General features: G+C 74.4%; 18 protein-coding genes. 12 read left to right on the forward strand and 6 right to left on the reverse strand.

All coding sequences use genetic code 11. The annotated features are described in order from the left end of the window. Positions 1 to 30: 30 nt before the first annotated feature. Together ZF1_RS22660 and ZF1_RS22665 are read left to right on the forward strand one after the other, a co-directional pair. Complete coding sequence (locus ZF1_RS22660; RefSeq protein WP_224401492.1) at positions 31 to 849, forward strand: inositol monophosphatase family protein; 819 nt, start codon at positions 31 to 33, stop codon at positions 847 to 849. Beyond that, positions 842 to 1,297 (forward strand): MaoC/PaaZ C-terminal domain-containing protein, encoded by a 456-nt coding sequence (locus ZF1_RS22665; RefSeq protein ID WP_208821725.1) that lies wholly within the window; start codon positions 842 to 844, stop codon positions 1,295 to 1,297. Before ZF1_RS22660 ends, ZF1_RS22665 begins: the two co-directional genes overlap by 8 nt. Here ZF1_RS22665 and ZF1_RS22670 read toward each other — a convergent pair. The 3 genes from ZF1_RS22670 to ZF1_RS22680 form a co-directional block, all read right to left on the reverse strand. After that, on the reverse strand, positions 1,278 to 2,210 hold the full coding sequence (locus ZF1_RS22670; protein WP_251784314.1) for a hydroxymethylglutaryl-CoA lyase: 933 nt from the start codon (positions 2,208 to 2,210) through the stop codon (positions 1,278 to 1,280). The genes ZF1_RS22665 and ZF1_RS22670 overlap by 20 nt on opposite strands. Next, a complete protein-coding gene (locus ZF1_RS22675; RefSeq protein ID WP_346106738.1) occupies positions 2,207 to 2,830 on the reverse strand; it encodes a PH domain-containing protein in 624 nt (207 codons plus the stop codon). The genes ZF1_RS22670 and ZF1_RS22675 overlap by 4 nt, the downstream gene beginning before the upstream one ends. A gap of 80 nt (positions 2,831 to 2,910) precedes the next feature. Beyond that, positions 2,911 to 3,759, reverse strand: a complete 849-nt coding sequence (locus tag ZF1_RS22680; RefSeq protein WP_482638292.1) for a biotin--[acetyl-CoA-carboxylase] ligase — start codon at positions 3,757 to 3,759, stop codon at positions 2,911 to 2,913. Positions 3,760 to 3,905: 146 nt separating this feature from the next. On the opposite strand from ZF1_RS22680, the gene ZF1_RS22685 reads away from it, so the two are divergent. The 5 genes from ZF1_RS22685 to ZF1_RS22705 all read left to right on the forward strand — a co-directional run bounded on the left by ZF1_RS22685 (position 3,906) and on the right by ZF1_RS22705 (position 8,334). After that, positions 3,906 to 5,546 (forward strand): acyl-CoA carboxylase subunit beta, encoded by a 1,641-nt coding sequence (locus ZF1_RS22685; RefSeq protein ID WP_073576369.1) that lies wholly within the window; start codon positions 3,906 to 3,908, stop codon positions 5,544 to 5,546. Beyond that, positions 5,546 to 5,791 carry an acyl-CoA carboxylase epsilon subunit gene (locus ZF1_RS22690; RefSeq protein WP_482638293.1) on the forward strand — a complete coding sequence of 82 codons (246 nt, stop codon included), beginning with the start codon at positions 5,546 to 5,548 and terminating at the stop codon, positions 5,789 to 5,791. Before ZF1_RS22685 ends, ZF1_RS22690 begins: the two co-directional genes overlap by 1 nt. 177 nt (positions 5,792 to 5,968) lie before the next feature. Next, positions 5,969 to 6,466 carry a hypothetical protein gene (locus tag ZF1_RS22695; protein ID WP_482638294.1) on the forward strand — a complete coding sequence of 166 codons (498 nt, stop codon included), beginning with the start codon at positions 5,969 to 5,971 and terminating at the stop codon, positions 6,464 to 6,466. Between the two features lie 39 nt (positions 6,467 to 6,505). Continuing rightward, entirely contained in the window at positions 6,506 to 7,687 is a 1,182-nt protein-coding gene (locus tag ZF1_RS22700; RefSeq protein ID WP_482638295.1) for a sensor histidine kinase, read from the forward strand. After that, entirely contained in the window at positions 7,684 to 8,334 is a 651-nt protein-coding gene (locus ZF1_RS22705) for a response regulator (protein WP_224401486.1), read from the forward strand. The genes ZF1_RS22700 and ZF1_RS22705 overlap by 4 nt, the downstream gene beginning before the upstream one ends. Before the next feature lie 184 nt (positions 8,335 to 8,518). On the opposite strand, the gene ZF1_RS22710 is transcribed toward ZF1_RS22705, so the two are convergent. Genes ZF1_RS22710 through ZF1_RS22720 form a run of 3 tightly spaced genes read right to left on the reverse strand, consistent with a single transcriptional unit; the run spans position 8,519 to position 11,177 of the window. Further along, positions 8,519 to 9,013, reverse strand: a complete 495-nt coding sequence (locus ZF1_RS22710; protein ID WP_482638296.1) for an FmdB family zinc ribbon protein — start codon at positions 9,011 to 9,013, stop codon at positions 8,519 to 8,521. 56 nt (positions 9,014 to 9,069) lie between these two features. Beyond that, positions 9,070 to 10,365, reverse strand: a complete 1,296-nt coding sequence (locus ZF1_RS22715) for a hydroxyacid-oxoacid transhydrogenase (protein WP_208821752.1) — start codon at positions 10,363 to 10,365, stop codon at positions 9,070 to 9,072. Then, positions 10,365 to 11,177 (reverse strand): N-acyl homoserine lactonase family protein, encoded by an 813-nt coding sequence (locus ZF1_RS22720; RefSeq protein WP_062397615.1) that lies wholly within the window; start codon positions 11,175 to 11,177, stop codon positions 10,365 to 10,367. The genes ZF1_RS22715 and ZF1_RS22720 overlap by 1 nt, the downstream gene beginning before the upstream one ends. A 137-nt stretch (positions 11,178 to 11,314) precedes the next feature. Between ZF1_RS22720 and ZF1_RS22725 the strand changes: the two genes are divergently transcribed. The 5 genes from ZF1_RS22725 (at position 11,315) to ZF1_RS22745 (ending at position 16,246) form a co-directional block, all read left to right on the forward strand. Further along, positions 11,315 to 13,126: a helix-turn-helix domain-containing protein gene (locus tag ZF1_RS22725; protein ID WP_482638297.1), complete on the forward strand. Its 1,812-nt coding sequence runs from the start codon at positions 11,315 to 11,317 to the stop codon at positions 13,124 to 13,126. Positions 13,127 to 13,137: 11 nt separating this feature from the next. Beyond that, on the forward strand, positions 13,138 to 13,755 hold the full coding sequence (locus tag ZF1_RS22730) for a Maf family protein (RefSeq protein WP_482638298.1): 618 nt from the start codon (positions 13,138 to 13,140) through the stop codon (positions 13,753 to 13,755). A gap of 40 nt (positions 13,756 to 13,795) precedes the next feature. Next, on the forward strand, positions 13,796 to 14,686 hold the full coding sequence (locus ZF1_RS22735) for a sulfurtransferase (RefSeq protein WP_482638299.1): 891 nt from the start codon (positions 13,796 to 13,798) through the stop codon (positions 14,684 to 14,686). Beyond that, positions 14,683 to 15,135, forward strand: coding sequence for a SufE family protein (locus tag ZF1_RS22740; protein WP_208821761.1), 453 nt, complete (start codon positions 14,683 to 14,685; stop codon positions 15,133 to 15,135). Before ZF1_RS22735 ends, ZF1_RS22740 begins: the two co-directional genes overlap by 4 nt. Positions 15,136 to 15,301: 166 nt before the next feature. Beyond that, positions 15,302 to 16,246: a TIGR04222 domain-containing membrane protein gene (locus ZF1_RS22745; RefSeq protein ID WP_253069395.1), complete on the forward strand. Its 945-nt coding sequence runs from the start codon at positions 15,302 to 15,304 to the stop codon at positions 16,244 to 16,246. Positions 16,247 to 16,297: the final 51 nt, after the last annotated feature.

Below are 16,297 nucleotides of genomic sequence, written 5' to 3' on the forward strand. Positions count from 1 at the left end.
TGGCGGTGCGAGCTGGCATGCTCGCCCAACGTGAACCCCGACCGATGCGTGCCCGCCGAACCCGGTGATCTGGATCTCGCCCTGCGCCTGGCGGACCTCGCCGACGCGATCACGCTGCCCCGTTTCCGGGCCGCCGACCTGCGGGTGGAGCGCAAGCCGGACCGCACCCCGGTGACCGACGCCGACACCGCCGCCGAGGACGCGATCCGCGCCGCGCTGGGCCACGAGCGCCCCGCCGACGCGATCCTCGGGGAGGAGCGCGGCGGGTCCACCGACACCGCGCACGGCCGCGGCTGGGTGATCGACCCGATCGACGGGACCAAGAACTTCTCCCGCGGGGTGCCCGCGTGGGCGACGCTGATCGCGCTCGTCGTCGACGGTGTGCCGACGGTGGGTGTGGTGAGCGCGCCGGCGCTGCACCGGCGCTGGTGGGGCTCGGCGGGGGCCGGGGCCTGGGCGCGTGACCTGCCGTCGGGGACGCCGAAGCGGATCGCGGTGTCGGGGGTGGCCGACGTCGCCGACGCCTACGTCTCGACCACCAACACCGAGACCTTCCGCACCGACCCGTCCCCGGCGTCGCGGGAGGGCTGGATCGCGCTGACCGAGGCCTGCTGGGAGTCCCGCGCGTTCGGCGACTTCTGGCAGCACGTGCTCGTCGCCGAGGGGGTCGTCGACGTCGCGGTGGAACCCGCCGCGAACCCGTGGGACCTGGCGGCGCCGGCCGCCGTCGTCGCCGAGGCGGGCGGGCGGCTGACCGACCTCGCCGGGAACCCGACCTGGTCCGGCGGGCACGGCCTGACCAGCAACGGTCTGCTGCACGACGCCGTGCTGGAGGTGCTGCGTGGCTGAGCTGTACTTCGACGACCTGCCCCCGGGGACCGTCGTCGACCTCGGTACGACCGCGGTCGACCGCGACGAGATGGTCGCGTTCTCGGCCCGCTTCGACCCGCAGCCGTTCCACCTGCACGAGGCCGATGGCGAGCGGGTGTTCGGCGGCCTGGCCGCGTCCGGCTGGTTCACCGCGAGCCTGTGGATGCGCGCCTACGTCGACACCGTGCTGTCCCGCGCGGCGTCGCTCGGCTCACCCGGAGGCGACGAGATCGCGTGGCCGGCACCGGTGTTCGCGGGCGACGAGCTGCACGCGGAGATGGAGGTCCTCGAGGCCCGCGTCTCGCGCAGCCGCCCGTCGATGGGCCTGATCACGCTGCGCGGGACGCTGACCCGCACCGGCGACGGCGCGGTCGTGTACCGGTCCCGGTTCACCGGAATGTTCGAGGTCAGGCCGACAGCGCCGTGACCACCCGCGACGGCGACGGCCGTCCCAGGTGCCCGGCCATCCACACGCTCGTGTCGACCAGCTTCCGCAGGTCGGCGCCGTGGTCGATGCCGAGCCCGTCGAGCATCCACACCAGGTCCTCGGTGGCGAGGTTGCCGGTCGCGGACCCGGCGTAGGGGCAGCCGCCCAGGCCGCCCGCGCTGGCGTCGACGGTGGTCACGCCGTACCGCAGCGCGGCCAGGGTGTTGGACAGCGCCTGGCCGTAGGTGTCGTGGAAGTGCACCGCGAGCCGCTCGACGCCGACCCCGCGGGCGACGCACGCGTCGAGCACCGCGCCGACGTGCGCCGGGGTGGCGACGCCGATCGTGTCGCCGAGGGAGAGCTGGTCGCAGCCCATCTCCATCAGCCGCGCCCCGACGGCGGCGGCCTGGTCCGGGTCGACGCCGCCCTCCCACGGGTCGCCGAAGACCATCGACACGTAGGCCCGCACCCGCAGGCCCTCGGACACCGCGCGGGTCACGGTGGGCTCGAACATCGCGAACTGCTCGTCGAGCGTGCGGTTGAGGTTGCGCTTCGCGAACGTCTCGGTGGCCGAGGCGAACACCGCGACGTGGTCGCAGCCGGCGTCGATCGCGCGCTGCAGCCCGCGCTCGTTCGGGGTCAGGACGGGGTAGTCGAGCCCGGCGCGGCGGTCGAGCACGGCGAGCAGGTCGGCGGCGTCGGCGAGCTGGGGCACCCACGTCGGGTGCACGAAGCTGGTCGCCTCCAGCGTGCGCAGGCCCGCGTCGGCGAGCCGGTCGAGGAACTCGGCCTTCACCGCGACCGGGACGACGGTCTTCTCGTTCTGCAGCCCGTCGCGGGGGCCGACCTCGTAGATCTCGACGCGCTCCGGGAGCGCGGGGTCGCGCACCGTCGTGGGAAGACCGTTGCTCACAGGGACGCCCTCTCTCGCTGCGGTGCGGGAGCCTCCATCCTGCCCCGCACGGCCGCGTCGGCGTGACCACGGCGGGCCGTGTGCTCGCTCTCCTTCTCGTTGCTGCGGCGCCGCTCGGCGAGCCGGCCGATCTCCCGGTGCAGCCGGGCCTGCACCCGTTCCACGCCCGCGACGTCGGTGAACCGCAGCCGCTCCCCGGCGACGTCGAGCAGCAGGGTGCCGCAGCCGAACAGCCGTCCCCCGGCGCCGGTCCGGACGCGGACCGAGTCGATGCGGTCGATCGGCACGTCGAGGCCGTCGCGGACGAGCAGGCCCTCCCGGACGAGGAACCGCCGGTCGGTGACGACCAGCAGGGTGGCACGCCAGCGGGCGATCGGCAGCAGCGTGAACCGCACCGCGACGAGCGCGGCGAGCACCCCGAGCACGAGCCAGGCCCACGGCGCCCACGGCTGCAGCCGGACCACGGCGGCCCCGAACCCGGCGACGGCGCTGACCCCGACGAGGACCGCGGCCGGGCGCAGAGCCAGCCGCCAGTGCGGGTGCCCGACCAGCACGACGTGCTCGCCCTCGTCGAGAACCCGGTCCAGAGCCCGGTCCAGAGCGCTGTCGGGGAACGCCATACCTCCCACGGTAGGGCGCCGGGCGCCGACCGCCCACGCGACGCGCGGGGGCTGCGTCGCAGGTCAGCGCAGTGGGTGATTCAGGACTGGTCGGCCGCGCGCAGATGGACGATGTCCCCGGCCGCCACCGCGACGCGGGCCCCGTCGTCCGGGTGGACCAGCAGCCGGCCCTGCGGGTCGACGTCCTCGGCCGTCCCGACGAGGTGGTCCCCGGCCGGGCGCTCCACCCGCACCCGCGAGCCGAGGCTGGCGCAGGCCGAGCGGTAGTCGCGGCGCAGGCCGCAGACGTCGGCGTCGCCGCGGGCGTCGCGCCACTGCGCCTCGCGCCGGTACAGGTGCCCCAGCAGTACGGTCGCGGTCTCGGCGCGGGTCGCGGTGAACCCGTGCGCGGCCAGCGAGGTCGCACCCCACGGCAGGTCGGTGGCCGGGGTGGAGATGTTGAGCCCGATGCCCAGGACGATCCCCGGCCCGCCGCCGGAGACCGCGGTCATCTCGGCGAGGATCCCCGCGGCCTTGCCCCGCGCCGGCCCGACCAGCAGGTCGTTGGGCCACTTCAGGGCCACCGGCACGTCCGGGGCGAGCTCGGTGATCGCGTCGGCCAGCGCGACGCCCGCGAGCATCGGCAGCCAGCCCAGCCGGTCGGCGGGCACGCCCTCGGGGCGCCACAGCACCGACATCGTCAGCGCCGCCCCGGGCCGCGAGATCCAGGTCCGGTCGAGGCGGCCGCGGCCGCGCACCTGGTCCTCGGCGATCAGCACCGAGCGGTCCGGCGCACCGCGCCCGGCCTCGGCCAGCAGGTCGGCGTTCGTGGATCCGGTGGAGGCGACGACGTCGAGCGCCGTCCAGCCCCCCGCGGGACGGAGCACGGCCGTCCGCAGGGCGTACGGGTCCAGCGGGGTCCCGTCGCCGTGATTCGTCCCGGTCGTCATCACCGCGCACCGTAACGGCCCCGCGACGCGCCGGGGACCGCGGAGGGTGAACGGATCGGTAACGGTGTCGGCGGGACGGCCACCCGGTCGGCTGCGTCGGACGTCACGCCCGGGCCGAACCTACTTGCGGGTTAAGCTCCGACCTCATGAGCGCCGCAACGGAGCCGATGGCGACCCCGGACAGTGGTGGGGCAGAGCCGGACATCCACACCACGGCGGGCAAGCTCGCCGATCTCTACCAGCGTTTCGAGGACGCGGTCCACGCCGGTTCGGCGTCCGCGGTCGAGAAGCAGCACGCGAAGGGGCGGCAGACCGCCCGTGAGCGGATCGACCAGCTGCTCGACCCGGGCTCGTTCGTCGAGCTGGACGCGCTGACCCGGCACCGCTCGACGAACTTCGGGATGGACGCCAAGCGCCCGTTCGGCGACGGCGTCGTGACCGGCACCGGCACGATCGACGGCCGCCCGGTCGCCGTGTTCTCCCAGGACGCGACCGTCTTCGGCGGCGCGCTCGGCGAGGTCTACGGCGAGAAGATCGTCAAGGTCATGGACGTGGCCGCGAAGATCGGCTGCCCGGTCGTCGGCATCAACGACGGCGGCGGCGCCCGCATCCAGGAGGGCGTGGTCGCCCTCGGCCTCTACGGCGAGATCTTCACCCGCAACGTGCAGAGCTCGGGCGTGATCCCGCAGATCTCGCTGATCATGGGCCCGTGCGCGGGCGGCGCCGTCTACTCCCCCGCGATCACCGACTTCACCGTGATGGTCGACGAGACCAGTCACATGTTCATCACCGGCCCGGACGTCATCAAGACCGTCACCGGCGAGGACGTCGACATGGAGGAGCTCGGCGGCGGCCGGGCCCACAACACCAAGTCCGGTGTGGCGCACTACCTGGCGGGCGACGAGGCCGACGCGCTCGACTACGTCAAGCAGCTGCTGAGCTTCCTGCCGTCGAACAACCTGTCCGAGGCGCCGTCGTTCCCGGCCACCGAGCCCGTCGAGGGGTCGATCGAGGACGGGATCATCGACTCCGACCGCGAGCTCGACACCCTGATCCCGGACTCGGCGAACACGCCCTACGACATCCGCGAGGTCATCAACCGGGTCGTCGACGACGAGGACTTCCTCGAGGTCCAGGAGCTCTGGGCGCCGAACATCGTGATCGGCTACGCCCGCGTCGAGGGCCGCAGCGTCGGCATCGTCGCGAACCAGCCGACCCAGTTCGCCGGCTGCCTGGACATCGACGCCTCGGAGAAGGCCGCCCGCTTCGTGCGGACCTGCGACGCGTTCAACATCCCGGTGCTGACCTTCGTCGACGTCCCGGGCTTCCTGCCCGGCACCGAGCAGGAGTGGAACGGCATCATCCGCCGCGGCGCGAAGCTGATCTACGCCTACGCCGAGGCGACCGTCCCGAAGGTCACCGTCATCACCCGCAAGGCCTACGGCGGCGCCTACGACGTCATGGGCTCCAAGCACCTCGGCGCCGACGTCAACATCGCCTGGCCGACCGCGCAGATCGCGGTCACCGGCGCGCAGGGCGCGGTGTCGATCCTGTACCGCAAGGAGCTCAAGGGCCTGGAGGGCGACGAGCTCGCCGCCAGGCGGGCGGAGCTGCAGCAGGACTACGAGGACACCCTCTGCAACCCCTACATCGCCGCCGACCGGGGCTACATCGACGCGGTCGTGCCGCCGTCGCACACCCGCGGCTACGTCGGCCGGGCGCTGCGGATGCTGTCCACCAAGCGGGAGCAGGGCCCGACCCGCAAGCACGGGAACATCCCGCTCTGATGGCCGCCGAGGAGTCCACCGAGCAGACCCCGGAGGAGCGCCGCGCGCTGTTCCGCGTCGTGCGGGGCACCCCGGACGACCACGAGCTCGCCGCGCTGACCGCCGTCGTCGCCGCGGCGGCGAGCGCCGGTGGGCCGCCCGCCCCGCCGCGGACGCCGGACCTGTGGTCGCACCCCGCGACCCAGCTCCGCGCCCCGCTGCACGCGGGCCCGGGCGCCTGGCGCGCCTCCGGCCTCCCCCGCTGACCTCGGAGGTACCACCGACCGACGCCCGGTCCCCGGCACACCACGTCGCCGGGGCCGGGCGTCGTCGCGTCCGGCCCCCGGGGCGGCGGTCCACCCGGGGGTGGAGGGTGCGGGTCCACCCGGGATCGACCCCGGCGCCGACGCGACGACCGGGCCCGCGGGGAGATCGTTCTCCCCATGGACGCCACCTCACTCGTCATCACGGTCGCGATCGTCGGCCTGGTCCTCTACAAGCAGTTCCGCGGGCAGTTCGTCGGCGGGCGACGCGACGTGACGCTCCCGTTCGTCGCGATCGGCATCGGGGTGCTCACCCTCGCCCAGGCCCGCCCGGAGGTCACCGCGGCCGGGGTGGCACTGCTCGCCGCCGAGCTGGTGCTGGCGGCCGGGCTCGGGGTACTGCGCGGCTACGCCTTCCGCCTCGGCACCCGCGACGGGTGGGCCTACCGCAGCGGCTCGGCCGCGCTGCTGGTCGCCTGGGTGCTGACCATCGGTGTGCGGGTCGGCGCCGGGGTGCTCGGCGGGGCCGTCGGTGCCGGACTGCTGCTGTCGACGTCGTCGGCGCTGGTCTTCGGCGGCAGCCTGCTGGTCCAGAGCCTGGTCCTGCGACGCCGGGTGACCGCGGCCGGGCTGCCGGTCCGGCCGGACGAGGCACGCCGTGCCCGCGCGGCGGCCTGAGCGTCCCGCCCGGCCCGGCCGCTGTGTCAGAGTGAAACGGTGAGCACGCCCGCCGCCCGCACGGCCCGCCGCGTCGAGCACGACCGGTCGCCGCTGCTCGGGGTGCCCCGGCGGCTGGTGTCGCTGCTGTGGCTGCCGATCGTGCTGTTCCTGCTGTTCTGGTCGCCGGCCCAGCAGGTCTCCCCGACCTGGCTCTACGCCGGGCTCGTCCCGGCCGTCGCCGGGTGGGTGGTCTTCGCCCTCCACCGGAGCATGCCGCCGGTCGCGACGATCCTGACCAGCATCGCGCTCGCCGGGGGCGGGATCGCCCTGCTGGCCGGGTCCGACGGCTGGACCACCTCGGCGGCCTTCCCGATGATGGCGGTGTTCGTGGCCGCGCTGCGGCTGCCGTACCGGACCGCGCTGTTCGTCGACGTGCCGGTCATCGCCGCCACCACGATCGTCGTCGGGCCCTACACCTCGCTGTGGGACGCGCTGCTGGTGGTCGCCGCGCTGACCGCGATGGTGCTGTTCGGGATCGGCCGCCGCGACTCCGCCCGCCGGATCGAGGAGCACGAGCGGACACTCGTCGCCGACGCCAGGGCCCGCGAGGAGCACGCCCGCGCCGAGGCCATCGCCGACCGCGCCCGGGTCGCCCGCGACGTGCACGACGTGCTGGCCCACTCGCTGTCCGCGCTGGCCGTCCAGCTGCAGGGTGCCCGGCTGATGGCACTGCGCGACGGGGCCGCGCCGGACACCATCGCCCAGATCGAGCGGGCCCAGCGGCTCGCCTCCGACGGGATCACCGAGGCCCGCCGGGCCGTGCGGGCGCTGCGCGAGGGACCGGCGCCGGTCGACGTCGCCGGGGAGCTGCGCGAGCTCGGCCGGGCGCACCCGGACGCGACCGTCGAGGTCGCCGACGGGCTGCGCCTCGGCGCGCGGGAGGGCGAGACCGTGCTGCGCACCGCGCAGGAGGCGCTGTCCAACGCCCGCAAGCACGCCCCCGGCGCCCCCGTGACGGTGCACCTGCGCCGCGACGGCGACGGCGCCGAGCTGGAGGTCGTCGACGTCGCGGGGGCCCCGCCACCGCCCGGCGACGGCGAGGGCTCCGGCCTGGCCGGGATGGCCGAGCGGGCGGCGCTCGTCGGCGCCGAGCTGCGGACCGGCCCCACCCCCGACGGCTGGCGGGTCCGGCTCCGGCTGCCCGCCCGCTCCCCGGACCGCGAGAGGATCACGACGTGAGCGACCTGCGGGTGGTGCTGGCCGACGACCAGCGGATCGTGCGCGACGGCCTCGCCACCGTCCTGGGCCTGCTCGACGGCATCGAGGTCGTCGGCACCGCGTGCGGCGGCGACGAGGCGGTCGCCCGGGTCGCCGAGCTGGCGCCGGACGTGCTGCTCACCGACCTGCGGATGCCCGCGGGCGACGGGGTCTCGGCGACCCGCCGGGTCCGCGACGGACACCCCGGCACCGCCGTCGTCGTGCTCACCACCTACGTCGACGACGACGCCGTGGTCGACGCGATCGCCGCGGGCGCCTCGGGCTGGCTGTCCAAGGACGCCGACGCCGAGGCCATCGGCCGGGCCCTGCGCTCGGCCGCCGACGGTGTGTCCACCGTGGATGCCGGCGTGCTGTCCCGGCTGGTCGCCGCCCGCGCGTCGACCGTCCCGGCGGCACCGGTCGACCCGCCGGACGGGCTGACCCCGCGCGAGGTCGAGGTCCTCGGCCTGATCGCCGAGGGGCTGTCCAACACCGAGATCGCCCGGCGCCTGGTTGTCGGAGAGGCGACGGTGAAGACCCACGTCAACCACCTGTTCGCCAAGACCGGGCTGCGCGACCGCGCCCAGGCCGTCGGCTACGCCTACCGCCACGGCCTGGCCGGCCGCTGACGCCGGCCAGGCGGCCCCACAGCGTCCGGCGAGCGCCGCGGCGACCCGTAGCGTCGCCCGGCACCCGCCGCGCGGGTCGCCGCACCCCGTCACCGGTCGCCACGCACACCCGGCTGCCGGTGTCGTGGACACGGCGGGGCGGGTCGGCGGTGACGAGGTGTCGATCCGGCCGGGACCCCGCGGCTCAGTCGGCGGTGGGGGGTTTCGGGCTGGGAGCGGGCGTGGGGGTGTGCCCGTGCCCGTGGCCATAACCGTGTCCGTGGCCGTGGCCGTGGCCCTGCTTGGCCGCCACGCCCGCGCCGGGCAGGGGGGCGGTGCCGCCCAGCTGGATGTCACCGGCCCGCAGCGGGGCGTCGTGGTACTTGCCCTCGTGCGCCAGGATCGGCCGCTGGTCCCCGGCGATCTCCGGGTACTTCTCCTCCAGCCTGCGTCGCTGGTCCCAGGTCCGGCGCATCGAGTCGATGTACTCGGAGTTCCCGTTGTAGACCCCGCGCCAGGTCTGGGGCATCTCGTCCTTGGACAGGCCGGGGCTGGCCTGGCCGCCGAGCGCGAACCCGGCGGGGACCTTGGTCGTCGCGCCGTCCCCGCAGAGCGGGCAGGGCGGGGTGGCCGCGTCCGACATGGACGCGAGGTGCTCGAAGCGGGCTCCGCACCCGCAGCGGAAGACGTAGATCGGCATCGTGCCGCCTTCGATCGGGGCGGCCGGCGGCCCCGGAGGACCACCGGCCGCGACGGTCACCAGTTCTCGACGGACTTCGTGAGGATGTCGGCGATGTCGTCCTCGGTCGGGGTCCGCGGGCAGGTCGCGAGCAGCCGCTGCTGCTTCATCGTCCCGGGGACCAGGTCCGGCACGTCGGCCTCGGTGTAGCCGACGCCGCCGATGCCGTTCGGGATGCCGATGTCGCGCATCAGCCGGGTCAGGACCCCGGGCAGCTGCTCGCGCGGGTCGTTCACCTTGTCCGCCCGCGGGTCCATCAGCTCCGCCGCCCGCAGGTGCCGCTCCGGCGCGGAGTCGAAGGAGAACCGGAACGCCTCGGGCGCGGTCAGCGACACCGACTCCCCGTGCGGCACCATCGCCTCGTCCTGCGGGTAGCCCTGCGGCCGGTAGTCCTTGACCATGCCCGCGATCGGGTAGGCGTTGGCGTGCGGGATGTGCACGCCGGAGTTGCCGAACCCCATGCCCGCGAAGGTCGCGGCCATCATCATGTCCGAGCGGGCCTCGACGTCCTCGGCGCCGCGCTCGACGGCGGCCCGGAACGACTTCGCGAGCAGTGACATCGCCTTCTCGCACCACAGGTCCGAGACCGGGTTGGAGCCGCAGTAGGTGACCCGCTCCTCGGGCTTCTTGCGGTCGAAGGTGGTGTAGTACCGCGCCGTGTAGCTCTCCAGCGCGTGGCAGGTGATGTCCATCCCGGCCGCCGCGGTGACCTGCGGCGGCAGCGTCATCGTCAGCAGCGGGTCGATGACGGCCAGGGTCGGGCGCAGCCGCCAGTGGCTGATCCCGGTCTTGACCTTCATGGACAGGATGTCCAGCACGCACATCGCGGTGGACTCCGAGCCGGTGCCCGCCGTCGTCGGGACGGCGATCAGCGGCTTGAGCTGCCCGGGCGGCACCTTCGCGCCGCCGATCGGCTTGTTGATGTAGTCCATCAGCTCGCCGGGGTGGCTGGTGAGCAGGTTGATGGCCTTGGCGGTGTCGATCGCCGACCCGCCCCCGACGGCGACGAAGCCGTCCCACGGACCCTGCGCGCGGGCGTACTCGGTCGCCTTGTTCATCGAGTCGTCGGTCGGCTCGACGTGCACGCCGTCGAAGATCTCGGACTCGATGCCGTAGCGGGACAGGTTGTCGGCCAGGCGCTGCGGCGCGCCGAGCGCGTTCACCCCCGGGTCGGTCACGATCAGGACCCGGGACACGTCGTAGGCCGACAGCTCGAAGCCGACCTCGTCGATCGCGCCCGCGCCGAACTTCAGCGGCGGCGCACCCCAGGTGAAGATCGTCTCCTCGGTGTACTCGGGAACCTCGAACGTCATCAGGTGTACGACCCCTCCGGTGCCTTGCGCAGCTGGTGGATCTGCTCGGCGTCGTGGCCGAACACCATCTGCGCGTTCGTCTGCTCCTGGATGCCGCGCAGCTTCTCCACCGAGGAGAACCAGTCCTCGAGGTTGTTGACGATCGCGGCGGGCGCGGCGGGCGGGCCGTAGCTCTCTCCCATGTAGACCGCGTCCGAGGTGAAGATCATCGTGCCGGTGTCGGGGAGGTCGACACGCATCGACATGCAGCCGGGGGTGTGTCCCGGGGTCTGGATCATGCTGACGCCGGGGAGCAGCTCGACGTCGCCGGAGACGATCTCCCAGTCGATGCCCTCGTAGTCGGCCTTGAGGTGGGCGCCGTTGAACGGGCCCTCGAAGCCGAGCGCGAACTCCTTCTCCTTGTCCGAGCAGATCATCTTCGCGTTGGTGTTCTTGAACATCTGGGCGTTGCCCGCGTGGTCGAAGTGCAGGTGCGAGAGGACGACGTAGTCGATCTCGTCGAGCCCGACGCCCATCTTGTGCAGCTGCTTGTCCAGGTACTCGTCGTCGGCGACCTGGTCGTAGGGGAAGAACTCCTGCAGACCGGTCGGCGCCCAGCGCGTCTCCCAGTCCGACGGACAGCTGGTGTCCCACAGCAGCTTGCCCTCGTCGGTCTCGACGAGGACGCAGTGCGTGGGCACCTCCACCCAGTCGATCGGGGCGTCCTTCTCGGACCGTGGCTTGATGCTGACACCGGGCTTGAGGAGCAGGAACGGGAGATTGGCGTGCATCGCCCCGCAGGGGATGACGCTGAGCTTGTTAGCCGTGGCCATGAGGATTCCCTTCGTCGCTGGAGGGTTCTGGCAGTTGGTCGCCGGGCCAGTCTCGGGAAGCCCGGGGCGGACGTCCATGGTCGTATGCGCCTGTCTTGATCGCAGGACATGGCGCGGACAGACATAGGGTCGGGCGCATGAAGCCGGCTCCGCCGTTCCCCGAGCCCAGCCAGGACGCGATCCTCCAGGCCGTCGGGCAGACCGCGCTGGACCTCGCGAACGTCGGCGACCGCGACGTCATGCTCGGCGCCGTTCTGCGCCGCACCCGGGCGCTGCTCGGCGCGGACATGGCCTACTTCAGCCTCAACGACCTGCACTCCGGTACGACCTACATCGAGCTGACCGACGGTGTCCGCACGCCGGAGTACCGCGCGATCCGGATGCCGTTCGGCACCGGTGTGCTGGGGCGGGCGGCGGCCGGCGCGGGCACGGTCGCCACCGCGGACTACCTGGCCGACCGCGCGCTCAACCACCTGTCGGGGATCGACACGATCGTGCGCGGTGAGGGGGTGCGGGCCATCGCCGGCGCCCCGATGCGCCTGGGCGGGCGGGTCGTGGGAGCGCTGCTCGTGGCCCACCGCGGACCCCGCACCCTCGGCCCGGCCGCCCGGACCGCGCTGGAGCACATGGCCGTGCAGGCCGCCGTCGCGCTGGAGCAGACCCGGCGCGGCGAGGAGATCCGGCGCCTGCGCACCACCCGCGACGACGGTTCCGACCCCGGCGCCCGGCTGCGCCTGGAACACCTCCTGCACCTCGACGAACGCCTCATGGGGGCGATGGCCGGCTCCACCGCCGAGGCGGCCGGGGTGTTCGCCGTGCTCGCCGAGTCCGTCGGGCACCCGCTCTCGCTGCACGACCCGTCCGGGGCGCTGCGCACGGGACGACGGCTGCTCACCCCCGAGGAGCTGGCCGGGTGGCGGCTGCGGTCGGCGGTCCGCACCTCCCAGCAGGCCGGTGGGGTCGCGATCGCGCACCTGCCCGGCGGCGGGACCTACGCGCTGCTCGCGATCACCACGGCGGGGGAGCACCTGGCGACCCTGGTCATGGAGGGCGCCGACGACGACGCCGTCGCCCGGCTGGCGCACGCCTCGGCGTTCATGACGGTCGCGCTGCTGGTCGAGCGGGCACTGGCCCAGGCCGACGAGACCGCCCAGACGACCCTGGTCGAGGAGCTCGTCGACAGCCGGGTCCCGCCACGGCCGACGCTGGGGACCCGGCTCGCGCAGTACGGCCTCTCCCCCGACGCCCCGGCGACGGTGCTGGTCGTCGACGTCGACCCGGCCGGTGCGGTGACCGCGGCGCGGGCGGTCCGGGGGCTCGACGGGGCGGGCCGCTGGCTGGTGTCGGTGCACGACGGGCACGTGTGCGTGATCGCCGCCGGGACGACCGGCCCCGGCCCCGCGGGGACCGGGGCGGCACCGCTCGTCGCCGAGGGGCTCGCCGCGGCCGGGACGCCGTCGCTCGTCGGCGCCGCGCACAGCCCCTCGGGCGGGCCGTCGGACCTGCGCCGCGCGCACACCGAGGCCGCCGACGTCGCCGCGGCGGCCCGTGCCCTGGGCCGCACCACCGGGCACGCGGACTTCGCCTCGCTCGGCGCGGTCGGCGCGGTGATCCGGGACCGGACCGGCACCACGTCGCGGGAGATCGTCGGGCGCCACCTCGGCCCGGTCCTCGACTACGACCGGCGCCGGCGCACCCGGCTGGCCGAGACGCTGTGGCACTGGTTCGCCGCGGGCGAGCTGCTCGCCCCGGCCGCCGACGCGCTGTCGGTGCACCCGAACACCGTGCGCCAACGCCTCGAACGCGTCGACGACCTGCTCGGACCGGACTGGCGCACCCCCGAGGGCCGCTTCCACCTGCACCTGGCGCTGCGCCTGCACCGCGTCGCCGGGCCGGACCGGACCACCGACGCGGTGGCGGACCACGGCTCCGCCGTGGCGGGCCGGTAGCGTCCGACGTCGTGCGCCTGGTTCTCGCCTCCGCCTCCCCCGCCCGCCTGTCGGTCCTGCGCGCCGCCGGGGCCGACCCCGCCGTGGAGGTCTCCAACGTCGACGAGGACGCCCTGCTCGCCGCGCACCCCGACGCCGACCCCGCGCGCAAGGTGACGCTGCTGGCCGCGGCCAAGGCCGCCGCCGTCGCCGGCCGGCTGACCGGTGACGGCGTCGTCGTGGGCTGCGACTCCATGCTGCTCGTCGACGGTGAGCTGGTCGGCAAGCCGCACGACGCGGAGACCGCGCGGCGCCGCTGGAAGGCCATGGCCGGGCGTACCGGCGAGCTGCTGACCGGGCACGCCGTGCTGCGCCTGGCCGGCGGAGCGGTCGCGCAGGAGGCCGAGGGGCACGCCGGGACCGGGGTGCGCTTCGCCGAGCCGACCGACGCCGAGCTGGACGCCTACCTCGCCACCGGCGAGCCGCTGGAGGTCGCGGGCGCGTTCACCCTGGACGGGCTGGGCGGCTGGTTCGTCGAGGGCATCGACGGCGACCCGTCCAACGTGATCGGGATCAGCCTGCCGCTGCTGCGCCGCCTGCTGGGCGCGGTCGGGGTGTCGGTGGTCGATCTGTGGACGCCACGGTCCTGACCGCCGTGTGGGTGTCGGGGCACGCGGTTACCCTGCGGCCATGACTGTCGGACACGACCCCGACCCGAAGCTCGCCGAATACGCGCACCCCGAGCGCCTGGTCACCACCGCCTGGCTGGCGGAGCACCTGAAGGACCCCGGTCTGGTGGTCGTGGAGTCGGACGAGGACGTCCTGCTCTACGACACCGGGCACATCCCCGGCGCGGTGAAGGTCGACTGGCACACCGAGCTCAACGACCCGGTCACCCGTGACTACGTCGACGGCACCCGCTTCGCCGAGATCATGTCCGAGCGTGGCATCGGCCGGGACACCACGATCGTCGTCTACGGGGACCGGAACAACTGGTGGGCCGCCTACGCGCTGTGGGTGTTCTCCCTGTTCGGCCACACCGACGTGCGGCTGCTCGACGGCGGCCGGTCCAAGTGGGTCGCCGAGGGCCGCGAGATGGTCACCGACGCGCCCACCCCGGCCCGGGCCGACTACCCGGTCGTCGAGCGCGACGACTCCGGCATCCGCGCCTTCAAGGACGACGTCCTCGCCCACCTGGGCAGGCCGCTGGTCGACGTGCGGTCCCCGCAGGAGTACACCGGCGAGAAGCTGCACATGCCCGACTACCCGCAGGAGGGCGCGGTCCGCGGCGGGCACATCCCGGGCGCCGCGAGCGTCCCGTGGGCCCGCGCCGCCGCCGAGGACGGGTCCTTCCGGAGCCGTGCCGAGCTGTCCGCGATCTACGAGCAGGAGCAGGGGCTGTCGGCCTCGGACGACGTCGTCGCCTACTGCCGGATCGGCGAGCGTTCCAGCCACACCTGGTTCGTGCTGACGTACCTGCTGGGCTTCGACCGGGTCCGCAACTACGACGGCAGCTGGACCGAGTGGGGCAACGCCGTGCGCGTGCCGATCGTGCAGGGCGAGGAGCGCGGGTCCGCGTGAGCTCCACCGACCCGGGCACCCTGCCCCCCGATCTCGCCGAGCTGGTCGACGACTTCGCCGCGGTCGGCCCGAAGGACCGTCTCCAGCTGCTGCTGGAGCTGTCCCAGGAGCTGCCGGACCTGCCCGAGCGCTACGCCGACAGCGCGGACACCATGGAGCAGGTCCACGAGTGCCAGTCGCCGCTGTTCCTCGCCGTCGAGGTGGAGGACGGCGGTGAGCGGCCGGTGCACCTGTTCTTCTCCGCACCGAAGGAGGCGCCGACCACCCGCGGGTTCGCCTCGATCATGGTGACCGGGCTGGACGGGCAGCCCGCCGCGGCGGTGCTGGCCGTGCCGGACGACTTCTACACCGACCTCGGCCTCGCCGAGGCCGTCAGCCCGCTGCGGCTGCGCGGCATCGCGGCGATGCTGGCGCGCATCAAGAACCAGGTGCGGGCCGCGACCGCCTGAGCCCGCACACTCACTCCCGCGACAGCCGGGGTCACCGTCGGTGACCCCGGCTGTCGTCGTCCGCGCTCCTTCCTCAAGTCCACCTCAAATCGGTCACCCGGTCGGGGTGAGCGGGCGCACACTGCTTCGAACGACGAAGTGTCGCTCAGCGCAGGGGGTGGTGGAGATGGGCACGAACCTCACCGGGGACACCTGGGGCATCCCGGGTCAGACCTTCCTGGTCGCCTACGTCGTCGCGCTGGTCCTGGTCTCCGGGATCGTGCTGCGCCGGCGGCGGACGATCGCGCAGGGGGATCCGCGCGGCGTCCGCACCCTCGACAGCAGACCCGAGGACGTCGCGTACCTCAACGGCGGCCCCGAGCTGGCCGTGTACGCGGCCCTGTCTGCCATGCACGTCGACGGCAGCCTGGTCACCTCCGGCCGCACCACGGGCCAGGTGCGGGCGGGCCGGGTCCCCGGGCACGGCGCGTCGGCGCTGCAGCGGGCGATCCACCGCTCCGCGCAGCGGCTGACCCCGGGCCGGATGCTGGGCACCCACGAGCCGGTCCGCACCGAGCTGGCCCGGGCCGCGCAGCGGCTGGAGACCGCGGGGCTGCTGCTGTCCCCGTCCGACCGGGTCCGCTACCGGGCGACCGCCTGGCCGGTCGGGGTGCTCGCCCTCGCCGGTGCGGTACGGATCGCCGCCGGTCTGGGCGGTGGGCGCCCGGTCGGGTTCCTGTTCGCGCTCGTCGCCGCCACCGCGGTGTTCGCCACGGTGCTCGCGACGCGGGTGCCCGACCGGACCCGGGCCGGGGACGCCGCGCTCGCCGTCGTCCGGTCCCGGAACGACGCGCTGTCGCCGTCGATGCGGCCGGACTGGACTGCCGTCGGGCCCGCCGCGGCCGCGCTGTCGGTCGGCGCGTTCGGGGTCGGCGCGATGCTGGCCGCCGAGCCCGCCTTCGCCGAGGAGCTCGCCGCGCAGAAGCTCGCCACGCTCGGTGGGGCGCCCGCCGCGACCGGGGGCGGCTCCTCCGACGGCGGTGGCGTGGTCGGCTGGTCCGGCGGTGACAGCGGCGGGAGCAGCTGCGGCGGAGGCGGCGGGGGTTGTGGCGGAGGCGGCTGCGGCGGCTGAGCCCGCGCGGGGAACCGGATCTGCCGTCCCCGCAGCTGCACCGTGGGGGGT

The organism is Pseudonocardia sp. ZF1, assembly GCF_056835605.1.